Below are 17,636 nucleotides of genomic sequence, written 5' to 3'. Positions count from 1 at the left end.
CCGCGAGGGAGAGGGGAGATCGCCGGCTAGCGGCATCCGTCGCTCACCGACACGAAAGCCGGCGACTCTCCAGCTCCGGAAGCCCGCTCACTCAGCCGGCATCGCCGCCGCCTCCTTCGCCGCCATCCGCGCGGCCCTGCGCTCGGCGCGCCGCTCCCGCCGGCGGTCGCGCCAGGCGGCGAGGTCGGCGAGCGTCATCAGCATGGCGGGGGTGACGATCAGCGTGAGCAGCGTCGCGAAGGACAGGCCGAAGACGATGGCGGTCGAGAGGTGGACCCACCATTGCGTCGAGGGCGCGCCGACGTCGATGCCGCGGTTGACGAGGTCGATGTTCACGCCGAAGGCGATGCCGAGCACGCCGAGAACGGCGGTGACGGCGGTGAGCATCACCGGGCGGGCGCGCTCGTTGCAGGTGCGCAGGATCGCCTCGCGCGCCGCCACCCCCTCCCGCCGCAGGCGGTCGTAGGTGTCGATGAGCACGATGTTGTTGTTCACGATCACGCCCGCATTGGCGATGATGCCGATGCCGGTCATCACCACGCCGAAGGCCTGGCCCATCACCATCAGGCCGATCAGGACGCCGATGGTCGACATCACCACGGCCGAGAGGGTGATCAGCACGCTCGAGAACTTGTTGAACTGCGCGAGCAGGATCGCGAAAATCAGGAACAAAGCCGCGCCGAAGGCCTGGGTGAGGAAGGCGCCGGCCTTCTCGCGCTCCTCGTCCTCGCCCTTCATCCGCCAGGTGATGCCCGGCCCGAGATCCATCGCGGCGAGCTCGCCCATCACCGCCTGCTGCACGGCGGCGGACTGCACGCCCTCTGCGACGTTCGCCGTCACCGTGACCACGCGGCGGCCGTCGACGCGGTTGATCAGGCCCACGCGCGGCGCCGGCTCGCGGGTGACGAAGTTCGCGATCGGCACCGAGCCCGCGGGCGTCTCCACCCGCAGCTCGTCGAGCTGGTTCAGGTCGCGCCGGTCGGGCGGGAAGCGCACCAGGATGTCCACCGACGTGTCGGTGTTGCTGGGACGGTACTCCGTGACCTTGAGCCCGTTCGTCACGAGCTGGACCATGTTGCCCACCGTGATGGCGTTGGCGCCGTAGCGGGCGGCCTCGGCCTTGTCGACCTCGAGCGTCCAGTCGACGCCGGGCAGCGGCAGGCCGTCGTCGACGTCCCGCACGTCCGGGACGGCGCGCAGCATCTCGGCGACGCGCTCGGCGGCCGGGTAGAGGGCGTCGGGATCGAGCGCGCCGATCTCGATCGTGACGGGCTTGCCCGTGGGCGGGCCCGCCGGCGGCTTCGTCACCTCGATGAGCGCGCCCGGGATGTCCGCCGTGCGCAGGCGGATGTCGGCCATGATCTCGGAGGCCGAGCGGCGCTCGCGCCAGTCGACGAGCTCGAACTGGATCGTGCCGATCGTGTCCTCGGTCACCTCCTGCGAGCCGCGATCGCCGCCGCCGACGCGGGCGTAGACCGTCTCGAGCTCCTCCATGCCGAGCAGCCGCTGCTCGACGGTGCGCACGAGCCCGTCCTTCTCGGCGATCGACATGTTGCCGCGCGCCCGCACCTGGACGAGGGCGAACTCGGGCTCGACCTCGGGGAAGAACTCGACGCCGTTGCCGTAGCGCCCGTAGGTCTGCACCACCGAGACGAGGAGCGCGATCGTCAGCACGATGGTGACGAGGGGATGGCGGGTCACCACGCGGATCAGGCGCATGTAGGCCCCGCGCTGCGGGAGCATGCCCTCCTCGTGGATCTCCTTCGGGGGCTTGGCGAGCAGCGCGCCGAGCGTCGGCGTGAAGATCAGCGCGATCACGAGCGAGGCCGAGAGCGTCGCGATCAGCGTGATCGGCATGTACATCATGAACTCGCCGACGATGCCCGGCCAGAACAGCAGCGGCGAGAAGGCGGCGATGCGCGTCGCGGTGGCCGCCGTCACCGGCCCGGCCATGCGCTTGGCCGCGAGCGCGTAGGCCTGCGGCGCCGGCATGCCCTCCGCCATGCGCCGCTCGGCGAATTCGGAGACGATGATGGCGTCGTCGACGAGCATGCCGACCGCGAGGATGAGCGAGAACAGGACGACGATGTTGACGGTGAGCCCGGCGAGATAGAGCCCGAGGATGCCCGCCAGGAACGCGCCCGGGATGGCGATGCCGATGAACAGCGAGGCGCGCGCACCGAGCGAGTAGAGCATGATCACGGCCACCAGCAGCACCGCGGTCGCGACCGAGTTCTGCAGCTCGTGCAGCATGGTGCGGATGTCGCCGGACTTGTCCTGCGTGAAGGTCACATCGACCGTGGCCGGCCACGCGGCCTGGAGCGCCAGCACGGTCTCCTTCACGGCGTCGACGGTCTCGATCAGGTTGGCGCCGGTGCGCTTCGAGACTTCCAGCACGATGGCCGGCTTGCCGTTGATGCGGGTGATCGAGTCCGCGTCCTTGAAGGTCGGGCGCACTTCCGCGACGTCGCCGAGGCGCACCACCGCGTCTCCGGAGGCGGCGATGGGGAAGTCGAGGATGTCCTGCGCCGTCTCGATCAGCGCGGGCACCTTCACCGCGAAACGCCCGCTCTCGCCCTCGATCGCGCCCGCGGCGACGAGGCTGTTGCCGGCGTTGAAGGCGTTGATCACGTCGGTGAGGTCGAGCCCGTAGGAGCGCAGCAGCATCGGCTCGGCGATGATCTCGACGACCTCGTCGCGCGCGCCCTTCATCTCCGCCGAGAGCACGCCGGGCACCTGCTCGATCGCGGTCTCCGCGTCGCGGGCGAGCCGCAGGAGCGTGCGCTCCGGCAGGTCGCCGCCGAGCGCCACGACGAGGACGGGGAAGAGCGAGAGGTTGACCTCCTCCACCGTCGGCTCGTCGGCGTCCCGCGGCAGCTGCGAGCGGGCGGTGTCGACCTTGGCGCGCACGTCGGCGAGCGCCGCGTCGCCGTCGAAGCCCGCCTCGAACTCGAGCAGCACGAAGCCGCCGCCCTCGTAGGCGGCCGAGCGCATCTCCTTGACGCTCTCGACGGACTTCAGCTCCGTCTCCATGGGCCGCAGCAGCAGCCGCTCGGAATCCTCCGGCGAGATGCCGTTGAGGTGGAGCCCGACATAGACGAGCGGGACCTGCACGTCCGGCTCGGCTTCCTTGGGGATGCTCTGGTAGGCCATGAAGCCGGCCAGAAGCAGGAAGACGAGCACGGACAGCGTCAGGCGCGCGTGCGAGATGGCGTAGTCGACGATGCGGCCCATCATCATGCCCCGGCGCGCGGCCGGGCTCCCGTGAAAGCGTTGGCGTCGAGGCGCGCGCTCAGCGGCGCGCGGCGACGGCGAAGGGGACCGGCGCGACCCGCTGGCCCTCCACCACGAAATCCTGGCCCTGGACGATGATCCGTGCCCCGTCCGAAAGGCCCGCGACCCAGATCGTCTCGCGCCCGTCCTCGACCAGCGTGACCGGCGCGAAGCCGACCCGGTCCTCCTCGTCGACGAGGCGCACGCCGAGCGCGCCCTCGCTCGAGAAGGTCAGCGCCGAGCGCGGGATGCGGGCGGAGGGCACCGCCGCGAGCCGCAGCGTCGCCTCGGCCGTGACGCCGTCGGCGATGGCGCCGTCGTCGTTGTCGATGCCGATCTCGACCCGGTAGGTGCGCGTGCCTTCGCTCGCGCGGTTCGAGACGAAGCGCACCGCGCCCTCGGCGGTCTGGCCGGTGACGAGCCGCACGGTGGCCGGGTCGCCGACCGCGACGCCGCCGAGCTGACGCTCGGCGACCTCGACGACGACGAGCATCGGATCGAGGGCGATGATCTCGGCGATCGGGTCGCCGACCTGCAGCGCCTGGCCGAGCTCGGCCGGAACCGCGTCGACGATGCCCGCGATCGGCGCGCGCACCACGCCGCGGTCGCGCTCGGCCTGCGCCTGCGCGAGCGCCGCCTCGGCGGCCTTGAGGTTCGCCTCGAGCTCCACCCGGTCCAGCACCGGCAGGGTGCCGTTCTCGATCAGCCGGCTCTTGGCCTCGTACTCGGCCTCGCGCTGCTCCAGCCGCGCGCGGGCCTGCAGGACGTTGCTCTCGCGCGCCTCGTCGGAAAGGACGGCGATCACGTCGCCGTTCTCCACCCGGTCGCCGCGGCGCACGGGCAGCTCGACGACGACGCCCTGGGCGCGGGTGACCGCGTCGGCGCGCCGGTCGGCGCGGGTGAAGCCCGAGAGCGTGATGGCGCGGGCGTGGTCCTCCACCGAGACGCGCTGGACGGCGACCGAGAACAGGTTCTCCTCCGCCGAGACGGCGGGGGCGGGCTCCGGTGCGGCGGCGACGGCGGCGGTGGGCTCGCCGAGGATCCTGGTGATCACCTCCTGGCCGGAGGCGACCCAGGCGACGGCGCCGATGACGATGGCGACCGATGCGATGCGCGAGGCGATCATGGGGAAAGACCTCAGGAAGCGTCGCCGGGCGCATCCGCCGCGGCGTCGGAATGGCAAGGGGCGGCGCCGGAGGACGGCGCGATGACGCAATCGATGGCGCCGTTCAGGATGGCGCCGACGAGCGCCAGGATGCGGTCGATCTCGGCCTCCGCATCGAAGGCGTGGGAGACGCCGCGACGCACGTAGAGCCCGTCGGCCAGCGTGCCGATGGTGATGGCGAGCGCCCGCGGATCGGCCTTCGCCTTGATCGCGCCGCGCGCCTGGGCGGCGGCGAAGGCGCGCTCCAGGCGTCCGGTGACCTCGGTCTCGAAGGCGCGGGTGAGCTCGGCGAAGGTCGCGTTGCGCGTCGCCTCCGCCCAGATCTCGAGGCAGATGGCGGTGCGCGTGGCGGGCGCGTCGCGCAGGTGCTTCTCGCCGACGGCGCGGAAGGCGGCGAGGAAGTCCTCGGCCTCGTCCAGGCGGGCGAAGTCCCGCGCCACCTCGGCCCGATCCCGCTCGCCGAGCCCGACGATGACCGCGTCCTTGTTGGCGAAATAGCGGTAGAGATTGCCCACGGACATCCCGGCCTCCGCCGCGATGTCCTGCATCGTCGTGCGGTGGAAGCCGCTGCGCGCGAAGCAGGTCTCGGCCGCGTTGAGGATCGCGGCGCGCTTGTCCTGCGCCTGAACGGGCTCGTGCTGGGTCAGCGCCTGATCGTCCACGGACGGGTTCCTTTCCGGATCGGCATACGCGACGGGTGGCGCGACGGACGGGACGCCGCGCGGGAGCGTTCACGGTAGACCGCGACGACGCAGAGCCTGAATGAACGCTCATTCACACTGAGTGAACGCTCATTCATCTGCTGCAGAGCCGCCCCGGAGTCAAGGGGGCGCCCCGCGATTTGGGAAAGAAATTGCTGCGGTGCGGAAAATAGAGAGCCACCCGCGGATCGTCGGCGCCCCTTCACCGCGGCGCGGGTCGCCCTACAACGAATGGGCTGCGCCGCCGGAGAGGTGTCCCATGCGCAAGGCCGTGAAGATCCTGCACTCGCTCGCCGCCGGGGGGCTGCTCGGCGGGCTCGCCTGCTATGCGATCCTGCTCCTGGCGGCGCCGCAGGAGACGCCCGCGGCCTATGCCGACCTGAGGCGGTCGATCACGGTCATCAGCGACTACGTCCTCCTGCCCTCGCTGGCGGTGGCGCTCGTCTCGGGCCTCGTGTCGATGATCGTGCACCGCCCGTTTCTCGACCTCGGCTGGGTCTGGATCAAGGCGCTGCTCGGGATCCTCATGTTCAAGGGCACCCTCACCATCGTGAGCGCCAAGGCGGACCACGCGGCGACCGTCTCCGAACGGATCGCGCGGGGCGAGGCGCCGCCCGGCGCCCTCGCCGAGCTGGTCACGCTGGAATGGGGCACGCTCGCGGTGGTCGCGGCGATCGCCGTGGCCAACGTGGTGCTCGGGGTCTGGCGTCCGCGGCTGCTGCGTCTCGGCTCCGGGGAGGCGACGGCGACGAAGCGTGCGGGCTGACGGGGCCGCGGCGCTGCGCTGACGGGCCCCTCACGGGTCGATCACGGGGCCGGTGTACCGATCGCGCATCCGAACGCGAGACCGGGAGACCGACATGAACCTCGTCCTTCATCACCACGAGACGCGTCCCGCCGCGGCCCCGGCGCCGCGCCCGAGCCTGCGCGCCCAGGGAGGCCGCGTGGAGGACGCCCTCGTCCACGCCCTCGCGCATCTGGAGACGGGGATCGTCCTGCTCGATCGCCAGGCGCGCGTCCTGTTCGCGACGGCGCCGGCGCGTCGCATCCTCGACGCGCGGCGGCTCGTCTGCGCCGCCGACGGCAAGCTGCGCGCCGGCTCGCCGAAAGCGACGGCCGACCTGCGCCACGCCGTCGCCGGCGGACCGCGTCGGCGCAGCGTCCTGATCGCCGCGGAGGGCGACGACGATCCGCTGCTCGCCCGCCTCGTCCCGCTGGCGCGTGCGAGCGACCCCGACGGGTGCGGCCCCGTCGCCGCCCTGTTCCTGCCCGAGCTCCGGGACGCGTCGCCGTCCCTCGCCGACCTGCAGCTGCGGTTCGGGCTGACGCCCGCGGAAGCGTGCTGCGCCCGGGAGATGCTGCGCGGCGAGGGGATCGGCGCCTATGCGCGCCGCGCCGGCATCTCGCACGCGACCGCGCGCACGCATCTCAAGCACGTCTTCGAGAAGACCGGCGCGCGCCGCCAGGCGCAGCTCGTCTCGCGCCTCCTCGCCGAGACGCCCGCGCGCGCCGCCGCGGACGACGACGCCCCGCCGGGGGCCGAAAACGACGGTTCGGGCGCGCGCTGACGCAGCGCTGACGCCGCGCTGACGCCGGGCGTGGACCATCCCGGCGGACGTGACGGGCCGCACCGGCGGCGCCGTCGCATCGGGAGCGCGGACGCATGCCAGCAATCGGCCAGCACGGGACGGAACGCCACGGCGCCGCGGGAGCGCGCGCCGGCGGCGCTCGCTTCGACTATGAACCACGAAGACATCCTGAATTTTGTTCTATTTACTTCCGTAACGTCAGGAGGTCTTTTTCTTGCGCGGTCGAAGATCATCGCCTAGACTTCTGTCCGGATCAAAACACTTCGAGACCAAGCATCATGGCGAGCCTGCCCGCAGGCATGGTCTGTCGTGTCCACCTGCTCGGCCCCCTCCAGGTGACCGACGCCGCGGGGCGCGACCACACGCCCCTGGGCCCGAAGGTTCGTGCGCTCCTCGCTCTTCTCGCCCTCTCGCCGCGGGGCTCGCGCAGCCGCGTCTGGCTGCGCGACAAGCTGTGGAGCGATCGCCGGGAAGAGCAGGGCGGCGCCTGCCTCCGCCAGGCGCTCAGCGAGATGCGCAAGGCGCTGGGCCCCGTGGCCGAGGAGATCCTCGTCGCCGACAAGAACACGATCTCGCTCTCGCTCGAGAGGGTCTGGATCGACGTCCGGGACGGCGAGAAGGCCGGGACGCTCGAGGACGGATCGGACCTGCTCGAGGGGCTCGACGTCGGCGACCCCGAGTTCGAGGAGTGGCTCACGATCGAGCGGCAGGCCTGGGCCAACCGGCAGGCGAGCGGCGCCGCGCCTCCTCCTCGCGACGCACCCGGTGACGAGGCGCGCCGGCGCACGCCCCGCACGCCCGCCGCACCGATCCAGCGCGGCGACGACGGCGCCGGCCGCGCGCGCCCGCTCGTGCGCGTGGGGCTTCTGCCCGTGGCGATCGGCGATCCGGCCGCGATGGTCGCCGTCGAGCGCGTCGGTGAGCTCGTCGCCAAGAGCCTGATCGAGACCGGCGAGATCGCCGTCTCGCAGCTCGGCGCCGATGCGAGCCCGATCCAGGCGGCGGCGCCCGACGCGCTTCTGCCCGGCCTCGACTACCTGTTCCAGACGCGGCTCGTGGGCGCCGCCGGCGCGCTGCGCCTGAGCCTCACCGTCCAGCGGACCGCCGATCGCGCCGTCGTGTGGATCGACAGCGAGCCGGTGCCGCCTCGCCTGCTTTTCGAGCCCGAGCCGAACGCGCTGTTCCCGACGGTGCGCCGGGCCGTGGACAGGCTGCTTCAGCTTCTCGTCGAGGATCGCGAGCGGGACGGCGGCCCCGGCGGCCTCGTGCTCTCCGCCGTCGACGCCATGTTCCGCCTCGGCGCCGCCGATCTCGACCGCGCCGACCGCACCCTGCGCGCCGCGCTCGCAGCAGGGCCCAGCGCCCAGGCGAGCGCCTGGCTCGCCTTCCTGAAGACGTTGCGCATCGGCCAGCGCTACGGGGCGGACACGCTCGCCGAGCTCGACGAAGCCCAGGCGCTCAGCCAGGCAGCGGTGGCGCGCGAGCCGCACAACGCCCTCGTCCTCGCGCTGACCGGGCACGTGCGCGCCTTCCTCTTCGGCGAGTACGACGTCGCCGCGGACCTGTTCGAGCGCGCGATCGCCATCAACCCGTTCCAGCCGCTGACCTGGGACCTCTACGCCATGACGCACGCCTATATCGGGCGGGCGCCGACGGGTCTCGCGTGCGCGCGCTGGGCGCGGCAGCTCGGCGGGTTCAGCCCCTACCGCTACTATTTCGATACGTCCGTTTGCATCAACGCCTCCCTCGCCGGGCGGCACGAGGACGCCGTGCGCGCCGGCCGGCTGGTGCTCGAGGAGCGCCCGGGCTTCATCGCGGCGCTGCGTTTCCTCGTCTCCAGCTACGCCCAGCTCGACGAGCGCGAGAACGCGCGCGCCGCCCTGGCGCGGCTGGAGACGATGGAGCCGGACTTCTCCATCGCCGGGCTGCGCGAGGCGCATTACCCGTTGGTGCGCTCCGGCGGCGGGGGGGCGTTCGTCGAGGGCTTGATCAAGGCCGGCGTCCCGCGCGTGCGCGGCTGACCGGCCGGCCGCTCACGCAGGACGAGTGAAAGGACGAGACCCATGACCGACGTTGCGTCTCCCTCCCGAACCGCAGCGGTCCTGAACGCCGGGCGCTTCATGGTGCGCGGCGGGCTCCTCGTGCCCGTGGGGAGGCCCGTGGCGGCGCCGCCACCCGATGTCGGCGGCCCCGGCGCGACGCGCCGGCCCTTCGTCGCCCCGCTCGGCGGGAGCGCTCTGACGAAGACCAAGACCAAGACGAAAACCAAGACCAAGACGAAGACCAAGTCCGGCCTCGACGGCAACGCGCTCGGCGGCTGGGCGGGTCTCTTCCCCGCCGAGGCCGTGCGCCGCCTGCACCTCGCGCCGCTGCCCTCGTCGCTGGCGGTCCGGGACCTGCCCTGGGAGCGCCTCGACATCGCGCCTCCGCCGGACCCCGACGAGACGCGGGTCGAGACCGAGGCGCTGCTCGAGAAGCAGGCACGGGTCGAGGAACGCGAGCGGCGGCGCCCCGACATCCTGCTGGAGGCCGGCCTCGACGTCTCCGCCTTCACGCGCCCTCTCGGGGTGGACGGGCTCGACGGCTACGACGCGACGAACGGCCTGTTCCAGACCATCCTCTCGCTGTGCGCCTATGTCGGCTTCCTCTACAAGGACCGCTTCGGGCGCCCGCGGCCGAACCAGATCGAGCCTCGGCTGAGGCCGATCCTGCCGAACCCGCCCCATCTCGCCTATCCGAGCAACCACGCCTTCCAGTCGTTCTCCGTAGCCTACGCGTTCACGACGCTGCTGCCGGAGCATCCGGCGACGACGGAGCTGTTCGCGGCGGCGCAGCGCGTCGCGGAGAACCGCGAATGGGCGGGGCTGCACTATGCGAGCGACACGCAGGCGGGCAAGGCGCTCGCCCGCCGCTTCCTGCCCTACCTGCTCGAGGCCTGCGCGGAAGAGATCGCCGCCGCGCGGGACGAATGGCTGTGAGATCGAGGCTGCGCGAACGGAGGACCGAGCCGTGCCGGAGACGAAACACCAGACGACGTCCGCAGCGGCGTCCGTGGAGGAGGCCTATGACGGCCTCTGGCATCTCGTCGCCGTCGGCGTGCTGGAGCTCGACGACGACGACGGCGGGCCGTGCCCGCGTGTTCTGCGCACGGTCTGGGACACCATCGCCGAGGCGGCGCGGACCGATACGGCTTCGCCCGCGCGCGTCGCCCTGATCGATGTCGGCGTGGGCGAGGGCCACCCGGATCTCGGCAGCGTCGCAGGGGCGGAGGCGATCGATCTCGCGACCCATCCCGCCGGCGCGCGCTATCGGCCCGACGACGCGGAGCCGGAAGGGAAGACGGCGGACGAAGGGCGAAAGGCGGACAGCTTCTTCGCCGCGCTCGGCGGGGACCTCACCCGCTTCGGCCCGCTCACGCAGGCCCAGACGGAGCGCCTCGGCGCCATCGTCTCGCGCCTGCGTCACGCCCCCGGGACACGCCGTCGCACGGCCTTCTACGACCGCGCCTTTCCCGCGCACGGCACGGCGGCGGCGGGCCTCATCGTCGGGGACCCCGGGCTCGGGACGGAGCGGGAGGCCGGGATCGCCTATGCGGGGGTCGATCCGTATTCGCGCCTGATCCCGATCAAGACCGCCTTCGACCCAGATCCGGAATCCCTCGTCGCGGCGCTGCTCTATGCGGAGGCGATGCGGGCGGACGTCATCGTCGTCCCGCGCGAGTTCCCCGATCCGCTCCTCGCGCCGATGGTCTCCCTGCCGGATGCCGGCGGCTCCGGGGACGCGTGCGCGCGCAAGCGGGCGGCGCTCCACGGGTCGAAGCCCGAGGACGATCTCGACGCGGGACGCGACCCCGACTGGGAGCTCCTGCGCCGGCTTCTCGTCGCGATCAGCCGGACCATCCCGATCGTCGCCGCCGCCGGCAACAGCGGGGAGAGCCAGCTCGTCTATCCGGCCTCGCTCGCCGAGATCGAGGGGGCGGGGATCATCGCGGTCGGCGCCGTCAGCGCCTACGGCTATCGCGCCGGCTACAGCAACGGGGGCCCCGTCACCGTCTACGCGCCCTCGGACGATTCCGAGGTGCTCGACCGTCGGCAGGCGCGTCTCGATCCCGAGGGCGCGACCCAGCCGCCGGAGATCCGCGCGGCGGGCGCGGCGACGACGGTTCCCTTCAGCCGACGCACGATCGTGGCGACCGACCTGCCGGGGGACTGGGGCTACGCCGGCGACGCGCGCGCCTTCCCGGGAGGCGCTGACCGCGGCGGCCTCTATGCGGCCTTCGGGGGCACCTCCGCGGCGACCGCGATCGTCGGCGGCGTCGTCGCGCTGATGGCCCGGGCGGCGCGGATCGCCGGCGGGCCGCTGGACGGGCCCACGGCGAAGCGCATCCTGCGGGAGACCGGCCGCGACGCCCCCGCGAGGGCGCCGGTGGCGCCGGGCGAGCCGCCGCCTCCCGATGCGGAACCGGTCGCGCTGTCCGACGCCCGGATCGTGGATGCGGGTGCGGCGGTCGCAGCCGTACTCGCCGGAGGCGCGCCGCCGCCGAGGTGAGTGTTCGGGGGCGTGAAAGTAAGTCTTCGTCTCCTCTGATCGGCGGATTTGTTTTTCTGTTGGGCGAGCAACATCGACGTCATCCCGCGACGATCCTGTCGTGGGCAAGAACGGGAGACGCAAGATGTTCGATGCCAAGCAGAAGATCGCCGCCGCAGCCGTGGCGCTGTGCCTCGTGGCGAGCCCCGCGGTCGCCGAGGAGATCGACGAGACCACCGTGTACGACCGTGGCGAGCGAGCGCTCGACTTCCTCGCGCTCGATCGCGGCTCGCGCGCCGTGCCCGATCCGCAGACGACGGGCTCGATCGCGCCTCGCGCCCGGTTCACGTCCGCACCGGCGGGCCCGCGCAGCGAATGGTGGACCGCCCACGAGGCGATCCGGCGGGCGGCCGAGGATCATTGACCACGCGCCGGCCGAGAGGGGGGGGCCCGTCGACGAGGGGCCCCCGACGCGGGAGCGAACCGAGCTCTCGCGCGACCCCGCCACGGACGCATCGGCCCGCTCCGCGCACCGCGTCCGGTCGGGGCGAGCGGGGGCGCGAACGCGGCGAGCCCCGCGGCTTTCGCCTGCGGGGCTTCGTCCTCCTCGTTCGGAGCGCACCATCACCCAGCATCGCGAAGTCGCGCCCCCCGCCACGCGCGACGGCGAAAACGCGACTGCTGCGACCGCGACACGACCAACCAGGCCGTCATCGAGGCGTTGCGCGGACGCCCGATCGCGGGTAGCTCGCCGCCGTCTCCCAGGCCAGCTGCTGCAGGCGCGCGGCCAGCGCGGCCTCCACGGTGGTCGGCGCGTTCCACTCGTTGTAGACGGTGTTGGGAAGGCCGACCGGCGAGCGCTGCCAAATCACCGCGTACATGAGCATCGAGACGTAGTACATGCCGGCTGGGTTCGGGTGGATGTCGTCATGGAAGAAGTCGCGGATCGTTGTCGCGCCCGGCACGGTTTCGGCGGCGATCTCGTCGTAGAGCCGCGCCATCGCCTGACCGGCGGGGACGACCAACATCTCGGAGCCCGCATTGCGGTTCGTGTTGACGTGGTCGACGATCGCCTCCCAGACGGTCAGGTCGGTATCGAGGCGTTCTCGCCAAGCGGCCTCGCCGCCGGCCCAGACGATGTCGTGCCACGTCTCGTACAGGAACACCCGGGCCGAGGCCTTGGCGTCGATCGCGGCGTCATAGAACAGCTTCGCGTGGCCGTAGGTGTCGTTCCAGGTGATTTGGTCCTGAAGCGGGATCGCCTCGGTGATGATCAGGACGTCGGTGTCGCCCTGGCTGATCACGGCGCGACTGTCGATACCCTCTGCGCCAGCCGAGTTGCTCCAATTGTACGACAGCGGCGAGCCATTGATCACCTGCCGCTGCACGCTGCCGTCGCCGGGGACGAGGTTGTGCAGCCACCAGGGCATATCGTGGGCGACGAGGCTGTGGCCGACCAACACCGCGTTTCGCGATGAAACAGGCGACCGCTCCGAGACCAGCGCCGAAGCGTGAGGATCGGCGAACGCGCTCGTCCCTCGCAGGCCTATCGCCACGGGCATCGCGATGACGCCCCTCATGAAGCCACGACGGCCGACGAGGAATTTCTGGGCTGCGGTCTGGGTGACGTGTCCGGACATGTGGCGCGTTCCTGGCACTGTAGAGAGGAAGCGGCGGCGGCCTCGCACCTGAGCGCCTCGAGGGTGATCTTCCTGACCCGACCGCATCGACGATTGCGGCAACCCGCGTTAGAGACAGCGTCTGCAACTGCGACTTTCAGCTCCGATCGCGGATGCGCCCGAGGCTGTGCCGACGTCGGTCACCTGAAAACGACTGTTCGGATGTCGCTCCGCTGACCTGCGACCCTCGAACGAAATCGACGCCTCGCCGCCGACGCCCATGACGAACTCGCAAAAACCGGGTCGAACAGGCGGTGACGGGCGTCCCTGAATCTTGGCGGCGAGCACACCAGTGTTCGAAAGACGAACCGACGCCGCCAGGCCCCGAAACGAGAACAATCGCGAGATGTTCCTCGGCGCGTAGACGAAGCGCGCTCCGGATCTGTTGCGAGCGTCGCACGGCGCGACCAGGCAAGCAGCGATCGCGTCCTCCCCCTCCAGCGCGCTGGAGCTCATCGGCCGGCTCCCCTGAAATTCGGATGATAATCTGTGCATTGTCATGTCTTCTATAGAGTGTGCAAGAAGCAAAGTATTTACTTTCGTTGTTTGAACGACGCGTTTCACTCGCCCTGCTAGAGCAGATCGCTTCCTGATGGAATCGCGCGGGGGATTCCCTTCGAGGCCAGTTCGTGATTCACGGTAGAGGCTGGCGGAGGAGGCCAGCCGCCATGACGAAGCCCCTCTCGATGGATCTGAGGCAGCGCGTCCTCGCTGCGGTCGATGCCGGCATGAGCCGCCGGGCCGCGGCGGACCGCTTCGGGATCGCGCCGTCCGCGGCGGTGAAGTGGTTCAACCTTCGGCGCGAGACGGGCTCGGTCGCGCCGCGGGCGCAAGGCGGCGACACGCGGTCCGGGCGGATCGAGGCGCTCGGCCCGGTCATCCTCGCGATGGTGGAGGAGGCGCCGGATCTCACCCTCGTCGAGATCGCCGAGCGGCTCGAGCGCGAGCACGGCGAGCGCTTCGCGCCCTCGACGGTGCACCGCTTCTTCGGCCGCCACGGCCTGACGTTCAAAAAAAGTCCGGCCACGCCAGCGAGCAGGACCGCGCCGACGTCGCCGCGGCCCGCGAGGCCTGGTTCGAGGAGCAGCCCGAGCTCGACCCGCAGCGGCTGATCTTCATCGACGAGACCTGGCTCAACACCAAGATGGCGCGGTTGCGGGGCCGCGCCCCCGAAGGCGAGCGCCTGCGCGCCGGCATCCCTCACGGCCATTGGCGCACCACGACCTTCGTGGCCGGGCTCAGGATCGGCGGGATCGACGCGCCGATGCTGATCGACGGCGCGATCAACGCGGCGAGCTTCCTCGCCTACGTCCAGCAGGTCCTGGTTCCGACGCTGAGCCCCGGCGACGTGGTGATCATGGACAACCTCGCCAGCCACAAGACCCCCGCCGTGCGCGAGGCCATCGAGGCGGCCGGAGCCGAGCTGCGCTTCCTGCCGCCCTACAGCCCGGACTTCAACCCCATCGAGAACGCCTTCGCCAAGCTGAAGGCCCTGCTCAGGAAGGTCGCCGCCCGGACGCGCGACGCCCTCTGGAGCGCCGTCGCCGACGCCATCGAAGCCTTCCCGCCAGAGGAATGCGCGAACTTCTTCACCGCAGCAGGATATGAACCCGAGTGGTGAGAATCTGCTCTAGCCGTTGAAACGGCCCGGGTCGTTCGGCGGCAAGCCGGTGATCACACGGTTCGATAGCGGCCCGAAGGTCGAGGAGGCGCGCCTCGAGCAGCGGCGCGCGACCCGCCGAAGCCGAAGCCGGCGGGTTTGTTCCACCGGAACGTCGCCGATCTCTACGCATGGCGCATTGCGGCGCTCGAGGAGCGCTTCGGTGGCGCCGAACGTCCCGATGACGCGATAGAGCCGATCCGCTCGATGATCGAGAAGATCGTGGTCGTCCCGAGAGAGGGGGGCGGCGTCGCGCTGACGCTCCACGGCGATCTGGCGCGGATCCTGACGCTCTGCGCGATCGCCGGGGAGGGCAGGGCCCGGACAGCAGAAAGCCCCGCGGCTTTCGCCTGCGGGGCTTTGTGTTTTGGTTGCGGGGGCAGGATTTGAACCTGCGACCTTCAGGTTATGAGCCTGACGAGCTACCGGGCTGCTCCACCCCGCGGCAGGGCGTTTTCGCCTCGAACGCGAACGGCCCCGATGTGTCCCTTTCGCGGGATCGGGGCCGGCGGGTTCTGGCGTCGTGAAGAGGATGGGGTTTTCGGCTGGGGTGCGCGTTGTCTGTCCTTTGCAGGCCCGGCGACGACCTACTCTCCCGGGACTTGTGTCACAGTACCATCGGCGCTGAGGAGTTTAACGGCCGAGTTCGGGATGGGATCGGGTTTTATGCTCCTCGCTCCGGTCACCGGGCCGGCGAAGGACAGACAGCGCGCATAGGTGATGAGGTGTCTCTGGTCCGGTTCCGAGGAACCGCGTTCTCGTTTCCGCGCGCCTCGGGCGCGCAGGGATCATGGGAGGCGATCAAGCCGATCGAGCGATTAGTACCGGTAAGCTCAACGCATTGCTGCGCTTGCACGCCCGGCCTATCGACGTGGTGGTCTACCACGGCTCTCGAGGGAGATCTCGTTTCGAGGTGGGTTTCCCGCTTAGATGCCTTCAGCGGTTATCCCGTCCGCACATAGCTACCCTGCACCGCGGCTGGCGCCACGACAGGTCCACCAGAGGTGCGTCCATCCCGGTCCTCTCGTACTAGGGACAGATCCTCTCAAATCTCCGACACCCACGGCAGATAGGGACCGAACTGTCTCACGACGTTCTGAACCCAACTCACGTACCACTTTAATCGGCGAACAGCCGAACCCTTGGGACCTGCTCCAGCCCCAGGATGTGATGAGTCGACATCGAGGTGCCAAACGATCTCGTCGATATGGACTCTTGGAGATCATCAGCCTGTTATCCCCGGCGTACCTTTTATCCGTTGAGCGATGGCCCACCCACGCGGGACCACCGGATCACTATGGCCGACTTTCGTCTCTGCTCGACATGTCCGTCTCGCAGTCAGGCGGGCTTATGCCATTGCACTCGACGACCGATTTCCGACCGGTCTGAGCCCACCGTCGCGCGCCTCCGTTACTCTTTGGGAGGCGACCGCCCCAGTCAAACTGCCTGCCATGCGCTGTCCCGGACCCGGATGACGGATCGCGGTTAGACATCCATGTCGCCAAGGGTGGTATTTCAAGGGCGGCTCCACGCGAGCTGGCGCCCGCGCTTCAAAGCCTTCCACCTATCCTACACATGCCGACACGAATGCCAGCGCAAAGCTACAGTAAAGGTGCACGGGGTCTTTCCGTCTGACCGCAGGAACCCCGCATCTTCACGGGGAATTCAATTTCACTGAGCCGATGCTGGAGACAGCGGGGAAGTCGTTACGCCATTCGTGCAGGTCGGAACTTACCCGACAAGGAATTTCGCTACCTTAGGACCGTTATAGTTACGGCCGCCGTTTACCGGGGCTTCGATTCAAGGCGTGAACCTCTCCTCTTAACCTTCCGGCACCGGGCAGGCGTCAGACCCTATACGTCGTCTTGCCGACTTCGCAGAGCCCTGTGTTTTTGCTAAACAGTCGCCACCCCCTGGTCTGTGCCCCTCCCGCCTGGTTGCCCAAACGGAAGGCCTCCTTATCCCGAAGTTACGGAGGTAATTTGCCGAGTTCCTTCAGCATCGTTCTCTCAAGCGCCTTGGCATGCTCTGCCAGTCCACCTGTGTCGGTTTCGGGTACGGTCTCGCGCGGGGGCTGTTTCCCGGGACCCGCCGGCCGCAGAGCCAATCCGATAAGGCCCTACGACGTCTTGGATCCGTCACCACCCGCTGGCTCAGGACTATTCACCTGATTCCCATCGACTACGCCTTTCGGCCTCGCCTTAGGGGCCGGCTGACCCTGCGCAGATTAACTTTACGCAGGAACCCTTGGACTTTCGGCGACAGCGTCTCTCACGCTGTTTGTCGTTACTCATGTCAGCATTCGCACTTCCGATACCTCCAGGAGCCCTCGCGGGTCTCCCTTCACAGGCCTACGGAACGCTCCGCTACCGCGCATCCGAAGATGCACCCCAAGCTTCGGCTCGTGGCTTGAGCCCCGTTACATTTTCGGCGCAAGGACCCTTGACTAGACCAGTGAGCTGTTACGCTTTCTTTAAAGGATGGCTGCTTCTAAGCCAACCTCCTGGTTGTTTTGGGGTCCTCACATCCTTTCCCACTTAGCCACGAATTGGGGGCCTTAGCTGTAGGTCAGGGTTGTTTCCCTCTCCACGACGGACGTTAGCACCCGCCGTGTGTCTCCCGCACAGTGCTTCCAGGTATTCGGAGTTTGGTTAGGTTTGGTACCGTTGTGGACAGCCCTAGCCCATCCAGTGCTCTACCCCCTGGAGCATTCATGCGAGGCGCTACCTAAATAGCTTTCGCGGAGAACCAGCTATCTCCGGGTTTGATTGGCCTTTCACCCCTAGCCACAAGTCATCCGAGGCCTTTTCAACGGACACCGGTTCGGTCCTCCAGTGCGTGTTACCGCACCTTCAACCTGCTCATGGCTAGATCACCCGGTTTCGGGTCTGGCGCGCCGAACTGAACGCCCTGTTCAGACTCGCTTTCGCTGCGCCTACGCCTCACGGCTTAAGCTTGCTCGACACGCCAAGTCGCTGACCCATTATACAAAAGGTACGCGGTCACCCAGGACGAACCTTGGGCTCCCACTGTTTGTAGGCA

The 17,636-nt window shown here is 69.7% G+C and carries 12 protein-coding genes, 1 tRNA gene and 2 rRNA genes (1 of these 15 cut by a window edge); 8 read left to right on the top strand and 7 right to left on the bottom strand.

Annotated features, from left to right (window positions below; genetic code table 11):
• Positions 1-87: 87 nt before the first annotated feature.
• Genes ABL310_RS03420 through ABL310_RS03410 form a run of 3 tightly spaced genes read right to left on the bottom strand, consistent with a single transcriptional unit; the run spans position 88 to position 5,100 of the window.
• The gene (locus ABL310_RS03420; protein WP_349370309.1) at positions 88-3,234 is read right to left on the bottom strand and encodes an efflux RND transporter permease subunit; all 3,147 of its coding nucleotides are present in this window, start codon (positions 3,232-3,234) and stop codon (positions 88-90) included.
• A gap of 58 nt (positions 3,235-3,292) precedes the next feature.
• Positions 3,293-4,399 (bottom strand): efflux RND transporter periplasmic adaptor subunit, encoded by a 1,107-nt coding sequence (locus tag ABL310_RS03415; protein WP_349370308.1) that lies wholly within the window; start codon positions 4,397-4,399, stop codon positions 3,293-3,295.
• An 11-nt stretch (positions 4,400-4,410) separates the two neighbouring features.
• Complete coding sequence (locus tag ABL310_RS03410; protein WP_349370307.1) at positions 4,411-5,100, bottom strand: TetR/AcrR family transcriptional regulator; 690 nt, start codon at positions 5,098-5,100, stop codon at positions 4,411-4,413.
• Between the two features lie 298 nt (positions 5,101-5,398).
• On the opposite strand from ABL310_RS03410, the gene ABL310_RS03405 reads away from it, so the two are divergent.
• From ABL310_RS03405 to ABL310_RS03380, 6 genes are all read left to right on the top strand, one after another.
• On the top strand, positions 5,399-5,905 hold the full coding sequence (locus ABL310_RS03405; protein ID WP_349370306.1) for a DUF2269 family protein: 507 nt from the start codon (positions 5,399-5,401) through the stop codon (positions 5,903-5,905).
• Between the two features lie 94 nt (positions 5,906-5,999).
• The gene (locus tag ABL310_RS03400) at positions 6,000-6,707 is read left to right on the top strand and encodes a helix-turn-helix transcriptional regulator (RefSeq protein WP_349370305.1); all 708 of its coding nucleotides are present in this window, start codon (positions 6,000-6,002) and stop codon (positions 6,705-6,707) included.
• A 299-nt stretch (positions 6,708-7,006) separates the two neighbouring features.
• A complete protein-coding gene (locus ABL310_RS03395; protein ID WP_349370304.1) occupies positions 7,007-8,749 on the top strand; it encodes a hypothetical protein in 1,743 nt (580 codons plus the stop codon).
• A gap of 42 nt (positions 8,750-8,791) precedes the next feature.
• Positions 8,792-9,706, top strand: a complete 915-nt coding sequence (locus tag ABL310_RS03390; protein ID WP_349370303.1) for a phosphatase PAP2 family protein — start codon at positions 8,792-8,794, stop codon at positions 9,704-9,706.
• Positions 9,707-9,737: 31 nt separating this feature from the next.
• The gene (locus ABL310_RS03385; RefSeq protein ID WP_349370302.1) at positions 9,738-11,276 is read left to right on the top strand and encodes a S8 family serine peptidase; all 1,539 of its coding nucleotides are present in this window, start codon (positions 9,738-9,740) and stop codon (positions 11,274-11,276) included.
• A 124-nt stretch (positions 11,277-11,400) separates the two neighbouring features.
• A complete protein-coding gene (locus tag ABL310_RS03380) occupies positions 11,401-11,679 on the top strand; it encodes a hypothetical protein (protein WP_349370301.1) in 279 nt (92 codons plus the stop codon).
• A gap of 286 nt (positions 11,680-11,965) precedes the next feature.
• Here the strand turns inward: ABL310_RS03380 and ABL310_RS03375 are convergent, their stop codons facing one another.
• Positions 11,966-12,895, bottom strand: coding sequence for a hypothetical protein (locus ABL310_RS03375; protein WP_349370300.1), 930 nt, complete (start codon positions 12,893-12,895; stop codon positions 11,966-11,968).
• Positions 12,896-13,602: 707 nt separating this feature from the next.
• Here ABL310_RS03375 and ABL310_RS03370 point away from each other — a divergent pair.
• Together ABL310_RS03370 and ABL310_RS03365 are read left to right on the top strand one after the other, a co-directional pair.
• Positions 13,603-14,555, top strand: a protein-coding gene (locus tag ABL310_RS03370; protein ID WP_349368028.1) for an IS630 family transposase whose coding sequence is annotated in 2 segments (ribosomal slippage) — positions 13,603-13,945 and positions 13,945-14,555 — 954 coding nt in all. Because the reading frame shifts where the segments join, the coding sequence is not laid out codon by codon here.
• 138 nt (positions 14,556-14,693) lie between these two features.
• Entirely contained in the window at positions 14,694-14,984 is a 291-nt protein-coding gene (locus ABL310_RS03365; RefSeq protein ID WP_349370299.1) for a hypothetical protein, read from the top strand.
• On the opposite strand, the gene ABL310_RS03360 is transcribed toward ABL310_RS03365, so the two are convergent.
• The 3 genes from ABL310_RS03360 to ABL310_RS03350 form a co-directional block, all read right to left on the bottom strand.
• Positions 14,963-15,039, bottom strand: a tRNA-Met gene (locus ABL310_RS03360). The two genes, ABL310_RS03365 and ABL310_RS03360, sit on opposite strands and share 22 nt — an antisense overlap.
• A 129-nt stretch (positions 15,040-15,168) precedes the next feature.
• Positions 15,169-15,284, bottom strand: a 5S ribosomal RNA gene (gene rrf, locus ABL310_RS03355).
• 107 nt (positions 15,285-15,391) lie between these two features.
• Positions 15,392-17,636: ribosomal RNA gene (locus ABL310_RS03350) — 23S ribosomal RNA — on the bottom strand; it runs 561 nt beyond the window's last position.

Source organism: Salinarimonas sp. (genome assembly GCF_040111675.1).
Taxonomy (GTDB): Bacteria; Pseudomonadota; Alphaproteobacteria; order Rhizobiales; family Beijerinckiaceae; genus Salinarimonas.
Note: the sequence above shows the minus strand (reverse complement) of the source record. Positions and strands in the feature narration are given on the sequence as shown.

Excerpts from the sequence above, each read along its gene's own strand:
- ABL310_RS03420 (WP_349370309.1), bottom strand. The coding sequence starts at position 3,234 with ATGGGCCGCATCGTCGACTACGCCATCTCGCACGCGCGCCTGACGCTG.
- ABL310_RS03415 (WP_349370308.1), bottom strand. The coding sequence starts at position 4,399 with ATGATCGCCTCGCGCATCGCATCGGTCGCCATCGTCATCGGCGCCGTC.
- ABL310_RS03405 (WP_349370306.1), top strand. The coding sequence starts at position 5,399 with ATGCGCAAGGCCGTGAAGATCCTGCACTCGCTCGCCGCCGGGGGGCTG.
- ABL310_RS03400 (WP_349370305.1), top strand. The coding sequence starts at position 6,000 with ATGAACCTCGTCCTTCATCACCACGAGACGCGTCCCGCCGCGGCCCCG.
- ABL310_RS03395 (WP_349370304.1), top strand. The coding sequence starts at position 7,007 with ATGGCGAGCCTGCCCGCAGGCATGGTCTGTCGTGTCCACCTGCTCGGC.
- ABL310_RS03390 (WP_349370303.1), top strand. The coding sequence starts at position 8,792 with ATGACCGACGTTGCGTCTCCCTCCCGAACCGCAGCGGTCCTGAACGCC.
- ABL310_RS03380 (WP_349370301.1), top strand. The coding sequence starts at position 11,401 with ATGTTCGATGCCAAGCAGAAGATCGCCGCCGCAGCCGTGGCGCTGTGC.
- ABL310_RS03375 (WP_349370300.1), bottom strand. The coding sequence starts at position 12,895 with ATGTCCGGACACGTCACCCAGACCGCAGCCCAGAAATTCCTCGTCGGC.